Source organism: Streptomyces sp. NPDC007808 (assembly GCF_042868655.1).
Lineage (GTDB): Bacteria > Actinomycetota > Actinomycetes > Streptomycetales > Streptomycetaceae > Streptomyces.
On record NZ_JBIAEQ010000007.1, the window covers coordinates 494,829 to 508,285 of the forward strand.

Genomic DNA, 13,457 nt, shown 5'->3' on the forward strand with positions numbered 1-13,457 from the left:
GGTTCCGTAACCTACGGCATCGTAAGTATGGCAGTGCGTCGCCCGGCGGCAAGAGCCCCAGAGCCTGCGCGTCCCGACCGGCACATATCCTGGGGTCGGTCGGACAGCGCGGTCCGCTCTGATTTCTTCCCGGACGTCCGGCTCCGTAAGCGGCGCCCGCCGCGCGAGACGCCGTCCGGGTTCCCCTCCCAGACGAGCTTCAACACTGCAAGGAGCCGCACCTGTGAGCAGTGCCGACGACCAGACCACGACGACGAACAGCGAGCTGCGCGCCGATATCCGCCGACTGGGTGACCTGCTCGGCGAGACCCTGGTCCGCCAGGAGGGCCCGGAGCTGCTGGAGCTCGTCGAGAAGGTACGCCGCCTCACCCGAGAGGACGGCGAGGCCGCCGCCGAGCTGCTGCGCGGCACCGAACTGGAGACCGCGGCCAAGCTGGTCCGCGCCTTCTCCACCTACTTCCACCTGGCCAACGTCACCGAGCAGGTCCACCGAGGCCGCGAGCTGCGGGCCCGGCGCGCCGCCGAGGGCGGCCTCCTCGCCCGTACGGCCGACCGGCTCAAGGACGCAGACCCCGAACACCTGCGCCAGACCATCCAGCACCTCAACGTGCGCCCCGTCTTCACCGCGCACCCCACCGAGGCCGCCCGCCGCTCGGTCCTCAACAAGCTCCGGCGCATCGCGGCCCTCCTGGAGACCCCGGTCCTCGACGGCGACCGCCGCCGCCACGACACCCGACTGGCCGAGAACATCGACCTCGTCTGGCAGACCGACGAGCTGCGCGTCGTACGCCCCGAACCCACCGACGAGGCCCGCAACGCCATCTACTACCTCGACGAACTGCACGCCGGCGCCGTCGGCGACGTCCTGGAGGACCTCACCGCCGAACTGGAGCGCGTCGGCCACAAGCTGCCCGACGACACCCGCCCGCTCACCTTCGGCACCTGGATCGGCGGCGACCGCGACGGCAACCCCAACGTCACCCCCCAGGTCACCTGGGACGTCCTCATCCTCCAGCACGAGCACGGCATCAACGACGCCCTGGAGATGATCGACGAGCTGCGCGGCTTCCTGTCGAACTCCATCCGCTACACCGGCGCCACCGAGGAACTCCTGGAGTCCCTCAAGGCCGACCTCGAAGCCCTCCCCGAGATCAGCCCCCGCTACAAGCGCCTGAACGCCGAGGAGCCCTACCGGCTCAAGGCCACCTGCATCCGGCAGAAGCTGGAGAACACCAAGACCCGCCTGGCCCGGAACATCCCGCACGAGCCCGGCCGGGACTACCTCGGCACCGGCGAACTGCTCCAGGACCTCACCCTGATCCAGACCTCGCTGCGCGAGCACAGAGGCGGCCTGTTCGCCGAAGGCCGGATGAACCGGACCATCCGCACCCTGTCCGCGTTCGGCCTCCAGCTCGCCACCATGGACGTACGCGAACACGCCGACGCCCACCACCACGCCCTCGGCCAGCTCTTCGACCGCCTCGGCGAGGAGTCCTGGCGCTACGCCGACATGCCCCGCGACTACCGCACCAAGCTCCTCGCCAAGGAACTGCGCTCGCGCCGGCCCCTCGCGCCCACCCCGGCGCCCGTCGACGCGGCCGGCGAGAAGACCCTCGGCGTGTTCCGGACCGTCAAGCGGGCGCTCGCCGTCTTCGGACCCGAGGTCATCGAGTCGTACATCATCTCGATGTGCCAGGGCGCCGACGACGTCTTCGCCGCCACCGTCCTCGCCCGCGAGGCCGGCCTGATCGACCTGCACGCCGGCTGGGCCAAGATCGGCATCGTCCCGCTGCTGGAGACCACCGACGAGCTCAAGGCCGCCGACACCATCCTGGAGGACATGCTCTCCGACCCGTCGTACCGCAGGCTCGTGGCACTGCGGGGCGACGTCCAGGAGGTCATGCTCGGCTACTCCGACTCCTCCAAGTTCGGCGGCATCACCACCAGCCAGTGGGAGATCCACCGCGCCCAGCGCCGCCTGCGCGACGTCGCTCACCGCTACGGCGTCCGGCTGCGCCTCTTCCACGGCCGCGGCGGCACCGTCGGCCGCGGCGGCGGCCCCTCCCACGACGCGATCCTCGCCCAGCCCTGGGGCACCCTGGAGGGCGAGATCAAGGTCACCGAGCAGGGCGAGGTCATCTCCGACAAGTACCTCGTGCCCTCCCTGGCCCGCGAGAACCTGGAACTGACCGTCGCGGCCACCCTCCAGGCCTCCGCCCTGCACACCGCGCCCCGCCAGTCCGTCGAGGCCCTCGCCCGCTGGGACGCCGCCATGGACGTCGTCAGCGACGCCGCCCACGCCGCCTACCGCAAGCTCGTCGAAGACCCCGACCTGCCGACGTACTTCCTCGCGTCGACGCCGGTCGACCAGCTCGCCGACCTGCACCTGGGCTCACGACCCGCCCGCCGCCCCGGCTCGGGCGTCTCGCTCGACGGCCTGCGCGCGATCCCCTGGGTGTTCGGCTGGACCCAGTCCCGGCAGATCGTGCCCGGCTGGTTCGGCGTCGGCTCCGGCCTCAAGGCCCTGCGCGAGGCCGGACTCGACACCGTGCTCGACGAGATGCACGAGCAGTGGCACTTCTTCCGCAACTTCATCTCCAACGTCGAGATGACCCTCGCCAAGACCGACCTGCGGATCGCCGCGCACTACGTCGACACCCTCGTGCCGGACGAGCTCAAGCACGTCTTCGACACCATCCGCGCCGAACACGAACTCACCGTCGCCGAGGTCCTCAAGGTCACCGGCGAGAAGGAGCTCCTCGACGCGGCACCCGTCCTCAAGCAGACCTTCGCCATCCGCGACGCCTACCTGGACCCCATCAGCTACCTCCAGGTCGCCCTCCTCAAGCGCCAGCGCGACGCCGCGGCCGCCGGCACCGAAGTCGACCCGCTGCTCTCCCGCGCCCTGCTGCTCACCGTCAACGGTGTGGCGGCGGGCCTGCGCAACACCGGCTGACCCGCCGGCCGCGGACCAGCCAGGAAGGGCGGTGCCCCCGCGCTCGCACCGAGCGCGGGGGCACCGCCCTTCCCCTCGTCACAGGCGGAACATCAGGCCTTACGACGGCGAAGCAGCAGATAACCGCCCGCCGCCACCAAAGCAGCCGCCGCACCCGACAGCAGACCCACCGGGGCACCGTTGCCGGTCTCGGCCAGATCGCCCCCGCCGCCCTGCGAGGACGGCGACGACGACGGCGACGCGCCACCCTCGGCCGGCGCCGACGGGCTCGCGGCCGGCTCGGTGGCCGACGCGCTCGGCGTGGCGGGCTCCGAGGCGGACGCACTCGGCGTCGTCGTCGCGCCGGGCTCCTCCTCGTCCTCGTCCTCGCAGTCCGTCCAGAACACCTTGTGCTTCGCCGAGCCGTGCTCGCCCTCGAAGTTCCAGAACAGCTTGTAGTGCCCGTCGGGCAGAGTCATGTCCTCCGTACGGCCATGACCTTCACCGTCCAGCGTGATCTCACCGGACTTCACGGTCTCGCCCTTGACGCCGGCCGTCGGGGCCCAGGACTCGATGTGCCAGTCGACCTGCTGGACGCTGTCAAAACCGAACGCGTCGAGATAGAACTCGCACACGTGCGGCTCGTTCTTGCGCAGCTCCTCGCCGGTGGTGGCGTCATGGATCTTGACGGTGCCGTTGTCCCCGGGAGGGGTGGCGTGTGCGGCGGCCGGACCGCAGAAAACCGCGGCCGCGGCGACGGCGGACAGGGCGCCGACGCGGGTGAGGGTACGCATGAGGCAGTAGTCCATCTTCGAGAAGGAACGGGAAGATGTGGAGGGGGCGGCTCAGCTTCCAGCCCGGACTGACCGCCGGTCAATCACGAAGCGGCAACAAACAGATCCTCCACACCCAACAAGAACGGCGCAGACCCTCAGACCGTCACGAACGCCGCCGTGAGCAACGCGAAACCCGCCCCCGCCAGCACCCACGCGCCCCGCGTCCGCCGCAACCCACCCGCCACCACGACCGACGCCAGCAGCAACGCACCACCGAACGGAACCCACGCGTACAGCACACCCGCCGGCCCCGACCGCACCACCGCGTCACTGCCCGGCTTCACCACGACCGTGTACGTCTCCCCCGCCCGCACAGCCACGTTCTTCTCGATGACGACCGACCGCCGCGGCTGCGACCCCACCGACACCGGCGTGTACCGCCCACGACACGTGTCCGCTCCACACCGCGCCACCTCGATCGTGCCGCGCTCCCGGCCCTTGGTGAGCATCACATGCTGCGCACTGCCCCACGACGCCCACACACCCGCGATCAGAATCAGCATCGCGACCGTACCCATCGCCGCGAAACGACCGAACCGCAACGCGACCACAGCGCCCTGACTGGAGACAACGGCAGAAGGCATGGCCGCGATCCTTGGCCATGCCCGTACTACCGGTCAACTTCTGTTGTTCGAGCGGCCGGACAAGTCAGGAGTTGTACGTGCTTTGCGCCCGCTCCAACCCCTCGATCACCAGACACTCCACCGCGTCCGCCGCCCGGTCCACGAAATAGTCCAGCTCCTTGCGCTCCGCGGAGGAGAAGTCCTTCAACACGAAGTCCGCCACCGGCATACGCCCCGGAGGCCGCCCGATCCCGAACCGCACCCGGTGATAGTCCGAACCCATCACCTTCGTCATCGACTTCAACCCGTTGTGCCCGTTGTCGCCACCACCCAGCTTCAACCGCAACGTGCCGAAATCGATGTCCAACTCGTCATGAACCGCCACGATGTTGCCCACCGGCACCTTGTAGAAATCCCGCAGCGCGTTCACGGGCCCACCCGACAGATTCATGTACGACATCGGCTTCACCACCACCACCCGACGGCTACCCGGCCCCGGCGGCCCGATCCGCCCCTCCACGACCTGCGCCTGAGCCTTGCCCGCCCGCTTGAACCTCCCCCCGATCCGCTCCGCCAGCAGATCCACCACCATGAACCCCACGTTGTGCCGGTTCATCGCATAGTCGGGCCCCGGATTACCCAGACCGGCGATCAGCCAAGGCGCGCTCGGGTCGCTCGTCACGTCCATGTCTCCTTAGATACGCGCCAGCCGCTGCCCCCAACGGGAACAGCGGCTGACAAACCGATGACAGAGCCGAGGAACACGCCCCTGCCGCAACCGAGGATCAGGCCTCGGCGACTTCCTCGCCCTCGGCGGCCTCGCCCTCAGGGGCCTCCTCCGCCTGCGCGGCCAGCACCTGCAGGACGACGGCGTCCTCCTCCACGGCCAGCGTCGTGCCCTTCGGCAGCGCGATGTCCTTGGCCAGGATCGAGGCACCGGCCTCCAGACCCTCCACGGACACGGTGACGGCCTCGGGGATGTGCGTCGCCTCGGTCTCGACCGGCAGCGCGTTCAGAACGTGCTCCAGCAGGTTGCCGCCCGGGGCCAGCTCGCCCTCGGTCTGCACCGGGATCTCGACCGTGACCTTCTCGCCGCGCTTGACCAGCTGCAGGTCCACGTGCTCCAGGAAGCCCTTCAGCGGGTCACGCTGCACAGCCTTCGGGATCGCCAGCTCGTTGGTCTTGCCGTCGATGTCCAGCGCGATCAGCACGTTCGGCGTACGCAGCGCCAGCAGCAGGTCGTGACCCGGCAGCGTCAGGTGCAGCGGGTCCGAACCGTGCCCGTACAGCACACCCGGAACCTTGTTGTCACGACGGATACGGCGCGCGGCACCCTTACCGAACTCGGTGCGCGTCTCGGCGCTGAGCTTCACCTCGGACATATGGATCACTCCTCGTAGAAGTAGAAACGGACGTGGTCACCCGGCCACGAACGGCCTGCTACGAAGAGCGCGTCGATAACGGACCACCGACACCCGAACACACGGATGCGGCCTCCCTCGCCGAGCAACTGCAGCAGTCTACTCGGACCAGGAGGCCGCACCCAAAAGGATCTCTACTGCTCGTCGAACAGGCTCGTCACCGAACCGTCCTCGAACACCTCACGCGCCGCACTCGCGATCGTCGGCGCGATCGACAGCACCGTCAGCTTGTCCAGATCACGGCTCAGCTCACCCGGCGTCGGCAACGTGTTCGTGAACACGAACTCACTCACCCGCGAGTTCTTCAACCGATCCGCCGCCGGACCCGACAGCACACCGTGCGTCGCCGTCACGATGACATCCTCCGCCCCGTGCGCGAACAACGCGTCCGCAGCCGCACAGATCGTGCCACCAGTGTCGATCATGTCGTCCACCAGGACACACACCCGGCCCTTGACCTCACCCACGACCTCGTGGACGGTCACCTGGTTCGCCACGTCCTTGTCACGCCGCTTGTGCACGATCGCCAGCGGCGCACCCAACCGGTCACACCAACGGTCCGCCACCCGCACACGCCCCGCGTCCGGCGACACGACCGTCAGCTTCTCCTTGTCGACCTTGGCGCCCACATAGTCCGCCAGCAGCGGAAGAGCGAAAAGGTGATCCACCGGGCCGTCGAAGAAACCCTGGATCTGGTCCGTATGCAGATCCACGGTCAGGATGCGATCCGCACCCGCCGTCTTCATCAGATCCGCGATCAGACGCGCCGAGATCGGCTCACGCCCACGATGCTTCTTGTCCTGGCGCGCGTAACCGTAGAACGGCACGATCACCGTGATCGAGCGAGCCGACGCACGCTTCAACGCGTCGATCATGATCAACTGCTCCATGATCCACTTGTTGATCGGAGCCGTGTGGCTCTGGATCAGGAAACAGTCCGCACCACGCGCCGACTCCTGATACCGCACATAGATCTCGCCATTGGCGAAGTCGAAGGCCTTCGTCGGGACGACCCCGACACCCAACTGCCGGGCGACCTCCTCGGCAAGCTCGGGGTGGGCGCGGCCGGAGAAGAACATCATCTTCTTCTCGCCGGTCGTCTTGATCCCGGTCACAGCACTGTCTCCTCAGAGGTGTCGCAGCTGGGTGTCGAGCAGGCCGTCCCGACTAACAGCGGGAAGCCGTCTCAGCTGGTGGGGTGCGGGTCTGCACTTATCACGGTACGCCGTGTTTGACGCACCGGTTTCCGGTCAGTCCTCCCGCTCACCCTGGCGAGAGGCCTCCTCGGCCGCCCTCGCGGCCGCACTTCCCGGACGCTTACGAGCCACCCAACCCTCGATATTCCGCTGCTGGCCACGGGCCACGGCCAGCGAACCGGGCGGCACATTCTTCGTGATCACAGAGCCGGCAGCCGTATAAGCACCGTCCCCGACCGTGACAGGAGCCACAAACATGTTGTCCGAACCGGTACGACAGTGCGAACCGATCGTCGTGTGGTGTTTGTCCTGTCCGTCATAGTTCACAAACACACTCGCGGCACCGATGTTCGAGTACTCACCGATCGTCGCGTCACCGACATACGACAGATGCGGAATCTTCGTACCCTCACCGACCGAAGCGTTCTTCGTCTCGACGAACGTACCGATCTTGCCCTTCGCACCCAACCGCGTACCCGGCCGCAGATACGCGAACGGCCCCACGGACGCGTTCGGCCCGACATGAGAGCTGTAAGCCACCGTGTTGTCCACACGAGCACCGGCGCCGACACGCGTGTCCGTCAACCGGCTGTTCGGCCCCACCTCGGCGCCCTCACCCACATGCGTGGAACCCAGCAACTGCGTACCCGGATGCACAACCGCATCCCGCTCGAACGTGACCGTCACATCGACCCAAGTCGTAGCAGGGTCGACCACCGTCACACCCTCCAACATCGCCCGCGTCAACAACCGGTCATTCAGGATGCGACGCGCCTCCGCGAGCTGCACCCGATTGTTGATCCCCGCGATCTCCCGGTGATCACCCGCAACGGAAGCACCCACACGATGACCGGCCTCCCGCAGAATCCCCAGAACATCGGTCAGATACTCCTCACCCTGACTGTTGTCGGTCCGCACCTTCCCGAGCGCATCCGCGAGCAACCGCCCGTCGAACGCGAACACCCCCGAGTTGATCTCCCGGATCGCCCGCTGCGCCTCGGTCGCGTCCTTGTGCTCGACGATCGCGGTGACCGCACCGGAGACACCGTCGCGTACGATCCGGCCGTAACCCGTCGCGTCCGGCACCTCGGCGGTCAGCACGGTGACGGCATTGCCGTCGGCGGAGTGGGTCGCGGCGAGGCGGGTCAGGGTCTCACCGGACAGCAGCGGAGTGTCCCCGCAGACGACGACCACCGTCCCGTCGACGGCACCGCCGAGCTCCTCCAGGCCCATCCGTACCGCGTGCCCCGTACCGTTCTGCTCCGCCTGGATCGCGGTCCGCACACCGGGGTCGATCTCGGCGAGATGCGCGGCGACCTGCTCGCGTGCGTGCCCGACCACCACGACGAGGTTCTCGGGCTGCAACTCGCCTGCGGCGGCGAGCACATGGCCTACGAGGCTGCGTCCGCACAGCTCGTGCAGGACCTTGGGTGTGGCCGACTTCATACGGGTGCCCTCACCCGCTGCGAGAACGACGACGGCTGCCGGGCGAATGGCGCTCACGGGATGCCCTTCGGCTGTGGAGAGGGTGGGTGACATCCGCAGGATACCGGGGCGTTTCGTGGGGGACATGAGAGCGGGCCCTGACTTGGCTGTCAGGGCCCGGAAGAGCAGCTCCGCCGCTAGGACTCGAACCTAGACCGAACACCTCCAAAGGGTGTCGTGCTGCCAATTACACTACGGCGGATCGCTGCATCAGACCTTACCGGAGCCTGGCTGTATGCCAAGAACGATTCCGTTCCACCACCCCTCGATGCGGCGGTACAGCTCGGCGCACTGCCGCACGCTGACCACGAGGCATCCCCGGTAGTTTTCGCCCACGTTCTTCCGGACGGTCTTGGGGTTGTGCTTCTTGATCGTCGTTGTCTGGAACGCGGAGACATCCACGCCGACCAGGTCGGCCCAGTAGCGCTCGGCGCCTTCGACGTCCCCCGTCGCGTGGATCATGACCCGGTAGCGAAGACGTTCGCTGTCAACGCCCAGGAGGTCCAGCCAGGCCAGGTAGATGCGGATCACGCCCGGGTCGCTGTTGACGAACTGTACGTTCTCGCGCCTCGCGTACGGCTTGTCCTTGGCGCCCTCGGCCCAGTAGAGGGCCACGCCCGTCATGAACAGATCGCGGGATGTCATTGCGCCGACCTCAGCTGCTGCGGCCGCCTTGGTTCGCTGTCGCTCCTGGTCGCGCACCGCCAGTTCGTGCTCCCACCTCTTCCTGGCCGCCAGCTTCGCCTGCTCCGACGGATCCCGCCGTTCGGGCTTCGGCAGATCCCGGACCCACAGTGAGATCGAGCTCTTCGAGCATCCCAGCTCCACCTGGATCCGGTCGTACGTCCAGCCCTGGAGTCGGAGCTCCCTGGCCCGGTCCCTCAGGTCGTCCTTGGCGTTCGGGCGTTTCGTCCACTCCGGTGGGGGCTCGCCCTCCAGCAGCCGGTTGAGGATGTCGTTGTTGTCGACGTGCAGTCGGTCGCGGATCTGGCGCCGGCTGAGTCCCGTGCGCCGTAGCGCCACGGCCCGCTCCCGCAGTGCTTCGAAGTCGGCGTATTTGCCTTGTGGATGTGCCATGGGCATACCGTCCGGCCGGAATGATTCGTTCCGGTGTCGAACGGAGGGTGGTTCAGCAGTTCGAGGGATTTCGGGTTGTTTCGTGCGCGCTCGGTCACGGGCTGTGGTGTAGGCCAGTCCGTAAAAGTCGCCGGAAAACCGGGGGCACCCGCCCGTAGGCTGGAGCCATGACCACGACGGGGGAAGACCACGCCGGGAACCCGCCACCGGGGGCGGGACCGTGGTGGTGGGGCAGGTTGCGCAGTGCCGTGCTGGATGTGGGGCTGGGCGTGGCGTCCGCGCTGGAGTGCGGGGCCGAGGGGGTTCGGTTCGCGCGGGATGCCGGGATTCCGGTGGCCGTGGGGGTGGTGTTCGGGGTTCTGGCCGGGTCGGTGCTGGTGTTGCGCCGCCGGTGGCCGATCGCCGTCGTGTTGGTGTCGATCGCGGTGATGCCCGCCCAGATGGGCTTCTTGATGGGCATCGTCGGCCTGTACACCCTGGCCGCGTCGGAGCTGCCGCGGCGGATCATCGCCTCGCTCGCGGGGATGTCGTTCGTGGGGATGTTGATCGTGACGTTCGTGTGGGTGCGGCAGGACGTGGCGCGGGGGAATCTGACGTTCGGGGACTGGGTGATTCCGTTCGCCTCCGGTACCACCGCGATCGGGTTGACGGCGCCTCCGCTGCTGCTGGGGCTCTATGTGGGGGCGCGGCGGCGGCTCATGGAGAGTCTGCGGGAGCGGGCGGACAGTTTGGAGCGGGAGCTTCAGCTGCTGGCCGAGCGGGCGGAGGAGCGTGCGGAGTGGGCGCGGGGTGAGGAGCGGACGCGGATCGCTCGGGAGATGCATGACGTCGTCGCGCATCGGGTGAGTTTGATGGTGGTGCATGCGGCGGCGTTGCAGGCGGTCGCGCGCAAGGATCCGGAGAAGGCGGTGAAGAACGCCGCGCTGGTGGGGGACATGGGGCGGCAGGCGTTGACCGAGTTGCGGGAGATGCTCGGGGTGCTGCGCAGTGCTGGTGGTGGGGAGCGGGAGCGGGCTGTGGTGCCGCTCGCGGCGGTGGGGGTCGCTGCGGCTGCCGCTGCTGATCGGGGGCGGTCCGGTGGGGACGAGGGGGCCGGTGAGGGGCCTTGTCTGTCGGAGTTGGACGAGTTGATCGGGCAGTCGGCCGCTGCGGGGATGGTGGTGGATCTGTCCGTGGAGGGGGAGTCGCGTTCGTATGCGCCGGAGGTGGAGCAGACGGCGTTCCGGGTGGTGCAGGAGGCGCTGACGAACGTCCACAAGCATGCTGCGGGGGCGAAGACGTATGTGCGGCTCGCGCATCGGGTGTCGGAGATCGCGATGCAGGTGGAGAACGAGCCGCCGCCGGAGTTGTCGTCGGCGTCGTCGGCGCGGTTGCCGTCGGGGGGTAATGGCTTGGTGGGGATGAAGGAGCGGGTCGTGGCGCTGGGTGGGGTGTTCGTGTCGGGGCCGACGGACGCGGGTGGTTTTCGGGTGTCTGCGGTGATTCCGGCGGTGTAGTGCTGGGGCGGGGCGTTGGGGTTTCGTCCGGTGTGGGTGCTGTCCGGTGCGGGGTGGGTTCAGCCTGCTGTGAGTCGTACCGGTTCTATGCCTACGACGAGTCCGGTGAGGGCTTGGTCGATGTCGGGGCCGAGGTACCAGTCGCCGGTGTGGTCGAGGGTGTAGATGCGGCCTTCGGTGTCGATGGCGAGGAGGGCCTGGGTGTCGGTTTCGGCGCCGAGGGGGCAGACCTCGGTGTCGAGGGCGCGGCCGAGGTCGCCGAGGGTGCGGGCCATGTGGAGGCCGTGGAGGGGGTCGAAGTGGAGGTTGGCGGGGGCGACCTGACGGCCGGGGCCGGTGGGGGTGAGGCGTAGGCCGCCGAATTCGGCCCAGGCTTCCACGGCGGCGGGGAAGACGGTGTGGCGGTGGCCGGCGGGTGAGGTGTGTTCGCGCAGGGTGTCGGCCCAGATCTCGGCTTGTTTGATGTCCCAGCGTCCGGGTTGCCAGCCGGCGGCGCGCAGGGTGGCGTCGACGGGGACGGGGAAGCGGGTGGTGGAGGTGCGGTCGGTGTGCATCTGCCCTTCGTTCGTCTGTGCCTGTGCGGTGTGCTGCAGGGGCGGGGCGGGGGCGGGGTCAGTTGTCGGTTGCCGTGGGGTCGACGATGCGGACGCCGAAGTGGGCGCTGAGGGCGGTGCAGGCGCGGCAGGGGGTGGCGAAGCTGCCGTGGAGGGGGTCGCCGTCCTCGCGGATGCGGCGGGCGGTGAGTTTGGCCTGTTTGAGGGCTTTGCGGGCTTCGCCGTTGGTCATGGGTTTGCGGGCGGCGCGTTTGCTGCGTGCGGCGTCCGCGGTGGCGATGTGGCGTGAGATGAGGATGGTTTCGGCGCAGCGGCCGGTGAAGCGGTCGCGTTGGCCGCTGGTGAGGGTGTCGAGGAAGTCCTGGACGAGGTGGTGCAGGGCGGGGGGCTGGTCGCCGCGGGCGGCGGTGCCGGTGAGGGTGGCGCCGCGCACGGAGAGGGCGGCGGCGACGGTGGGGAGTATGCCGTCGCGGCGGTGCCGGAGGGTCGGCGCGTGGGGTGTTTCGGCGGCGCTCCAGCCGATGCGGGGGTCGCCGGAACTCGCGGCGTGTGGGCCTGTCTGCGTCACGTTCATGCTCATCATCCCCTCCTGAGCATCCCCCGGGCATGCTCTCGGACGTCACAGAGTGCCAAATGGCGTGGTGGGTGCGGAAACTGGGGCGGCGCGACACGCCCGGGTTTGGGCGGGCTGTCACGGCGAGGTGACGGCTGGTCACGGAAGCGGAGGGGGTCGTGGCCGGTGCCGGTGACCGGTGTCGTCGTACCGCATAGGCTGTCGGCACCGCTTTCCATGCGGTGACGCGTGGAGGCACGAGAGACAGTGGATACGAGGCCGTTGTGACCGAGAGTGGTCGTGGCGGGCCGTATCAGGACGCCGCAGGGGGCAACCGCCATGACGACAGGTCGGCTCGGGCAGCGAGCCGCGCCGCCGAACGCGGCCTACGCCGGGCAGGTCGTGCATTTCCCGGATCCGGTCCGGGCGGCCCGTCACCCGAGAGGAGTACGGGTCGACGAGGGTGGTTATCCCGACTTCTCACCGTATGCGCGGGCTGCGGCGGAGATCGCGGAGCCGCCGGAGGGTTTCGGTGTCGACGAGTTGCGGCTGACGGACTATGTGTCGGCGAACGCGGCGTTGGCGGCGTCGGGGCACGATCTGTGGGACACGGTTCCGGCGGTGGCGACGCCGCACGGCTGGACGTGGCATCACGTGGTGGGTTCGCGGCGGCTGGAGTTGGTGCCGGTCGAGGTGAAGGCGTTGCTGCGGCATCACGGTGGCATAGCGACGTCGGGGGTGGATCAGGACAAGCGGGGGACGCGGCCGTTGCAGGAGACGCGGCCGGCGCATTTCCGGCTGCCGAAGTCGGGTGTGGCGGTGACGGAGTCGCAGGTGCTGGGGGTGGAGGAGGACCTCGGGTACCGGCTGCCGGGTGCGTATCGGTCGTTTTTGAAGGCGGCGGGCGGGTGTGCTCCCGTGGGGACGGCGTTGGACCCGGAGTTGGGTCTGCTGGTGGACCAGCCGCTGTTCACGGTCCGGGACGAGGCGGCTGTCAACGACCTGGTCTATGTCAACAAGTGCCTGCGGGACCATCTGACCAAGGATTACCTGGGTGTCGGGTTCGTGCAGGGCGGGTTGCTGGCCGTGAAGGTGAAGGGCGACCGGATCGGTTCGGTGTGGTTCTGCTCGTACGACGACGTGCGCGATGTGGATCCGTCGTGGCCGCCGGCGGAGCGGGTGGAGCGGTTGCTGCTGCCGTGCGGTGAGGACTTCGACGCGTTTCTGTCCCGACTGGCGGGTTCGCCGCCTGAGTTGGAGACGGTGGCGAATCTGATGGTGGACGGTGGGTTCGCGCGTGCGGTGCCCGTGGCTGCCGCGGCTGTGGGGGAGTGAGCTTCG

At 68.6% G+C, this 13,457-nt stretch carries 12 protein-coding genes and 1 tRNA gene; 3 read left to right on the plus strand and 10 right to left on the minus strand.

Annotation, left to right across the window (positions count from 1 at the left end; genetic code table 11):
* Positions 1-223: 223 nt before the first annotated feature.
* Entirely contained in the window at positions 224-2,956 is a 2,733-nt protein-coding gene (gene ppc / locus ACFYNL_RS27810) for a phosphoenolpyruvate carboxylase (protein ID WP_388807797.1), read from the plus strand.
* A gap of 92 nt (positions 2,957-3,048) precedes the next feature.
* On the opposite strand, the gene ACFYNL_RS27815 is transcribed toward ppc, so the two are convergent.
* The 8 genes from ACFYNL_RS27815 to ACFYNL_RS27850 form a co-directional block, all read right to left on the minus strand.
* Positions 3,049-3,729: an LPXTG cell wall anchor domain-containing protein gene (locus ACFYNL_RS27815; protein WP_388807798.1), complete on the minus strand. Its 681-nt coding sequence runs from the start codon at positions 3,727-3,729 to the stop codon at positions 3,049-3,051.
* 137 nt (positions 3,730-3,866) lie between these two features.
* Positions 3,867-4,355 carry a hypothetical protein gene (locus ACFYNL_RS27820; RefSeq protein ID WP_388807799.1) on the minus strand — a complete coding sequence of 163 codons (489 nt, stop codon included), beginning with the start codon at positions 4,353-4,355 and terminating at the stop codon, positions 3,867-3,869.
* A gap of 64 nt (positions 4,356-4,419) precedes the next feature.
* A complete protein-coding gene (gene pth / locus ACFYNL_RS27825) occupies positions 4,420-5,022 on the minus strand; it encodes an aminoacyl-tRNA hydrolase (protein WP_388807800.1) in 603 nt (200 codons plus the stop codon).
* A 97-nt stretch (positions 5,023-5,119) separates the two neighbouring features.
* Complete coding sequence (locus ACFYNL_RS27830) at positions 5,120-5,716, minus strand: 50S ribosomal protein L25/general stress protein Ctc (RefSeq protein WP_388807802.1); 597 nt, start codon at positions 5,714-5,716, stop codon at positions 5,120-5,122.
* Between the two features lie 173 nt (positions 5,717-5,889).
* The gene (locus tag ACFYNL_RS27835; protein ID WP_388807804.1) at positions 5,890-6,870 is read right to left on the minus strand and encodes a ribose-phosphate diphosphokinase; all 981 of its coding nucleotides are present in this window, start codon (positions 6,868-6,870) and stop codon (positions 5,890-5,892) included.
* Positions 6,871-7,005: 135 nt separating this feature from the next.
* Entirely contained in the window at positions 7,006-8,454 is a 1,449-nt protein-coding gene (gene glmU / locus ACFYNL_RS27840; RefSeq protein WP_388807806.1) for a bifunctional UDP-N-acetylglucosamine diphosphorylase/glucosamine-1-phosphate N-acetyltransferase GlmU, read from the minus strand.
* A 111-nt stretch (positions 8,455-8,565) separates the two neighbouring features.
* Positions 8,566-8,638, minus strand: a tRNA-Gln gene (locus ACFYNL_RS27845).
* An 8-nt stretch (positions 8,639-8,646) separates the two neighbouring features.
* The gene (locus ACFYNL_RS27850) at positions 8,647-9,513 is read right to left on the minus strand and encodes a hypothetical protein (RefSeq protein WP_388807808.1); all 867 of its coding nucleotides are present in this window, start codon (positions 9,511-9,513) and stop codon (positions 8,647-8,649) included.
* A 167-nt stretch (positions 9,514-9,680) separates the two neighbouring features.
* On the opposite strand from ACFYNL_RS27850, the gene ACFYNL_RS27855 reads away from it, so the two are divergent.
* Positions 9,681-11,009 carry a sensor histidine kinase gene (locus ACFYNL_RS27855; protein ID WP_388807810.1) on the plus strand — a complete coding sequence of 443 codons (1,329 nt, stop codon included), beginning with the start codon at positions 9,681-9,683 and terminating at the stop codon, positions 11,007-11,009.
* Positions 11,010-11,068: 59 nt separating this feature from the next.
* On the opposite strand, the gene ACFYNL_RS27860 is transcribed toward ACFYNL_RS27855, so the two are convergent.
* Together ACFYNL_RS27860 and ACFYNL_RS27865 are read right to left on the minus strand one after the other, a co-directional pair.
* A complete protein-coding gene (locus ACFYNL_RS27860; RefSeq protein WP_388807812.1) occupies positions 11,069-11,563 on the minus strand; it encodes an SUKH-3 domain-containing protein in 495 nt (164 codons plus the stop codon).
* A gap of 58 nt (positions 11,564-11,621) precedes the next feature.
* Positions 11,622-12,146, minus strand: a complete 525-nt coding sequence (locus ACFYNL_RS27865) for a YwqJ-related putative deaminase (RefSeq protein WP_388807813.1) — start codon at positions 12,144-12,146, stop codon at positions 11,622-11,624.
* A gap of 309 nt (positions 12,147-12,455) precedes the next feature.
* Here ACFYNL_RS27865 and ACFYNL_RS27870 point away from each other — a divergent pair, with 309 nt between their 5' ends.
* On the plus strand, positions 12,456-13,451 hold the full coding sequence (locus ACFYNL_RS27870) for an SMI1/KNR4 family protein (RefSeq protein WP_388807814.1): 996 nt from the start codon (positions 12,456-12,458) through the stop codon (positions 13,449-13,451).
* Positions 13,452-13,457 lie beyond the last annotated feature (6 nt).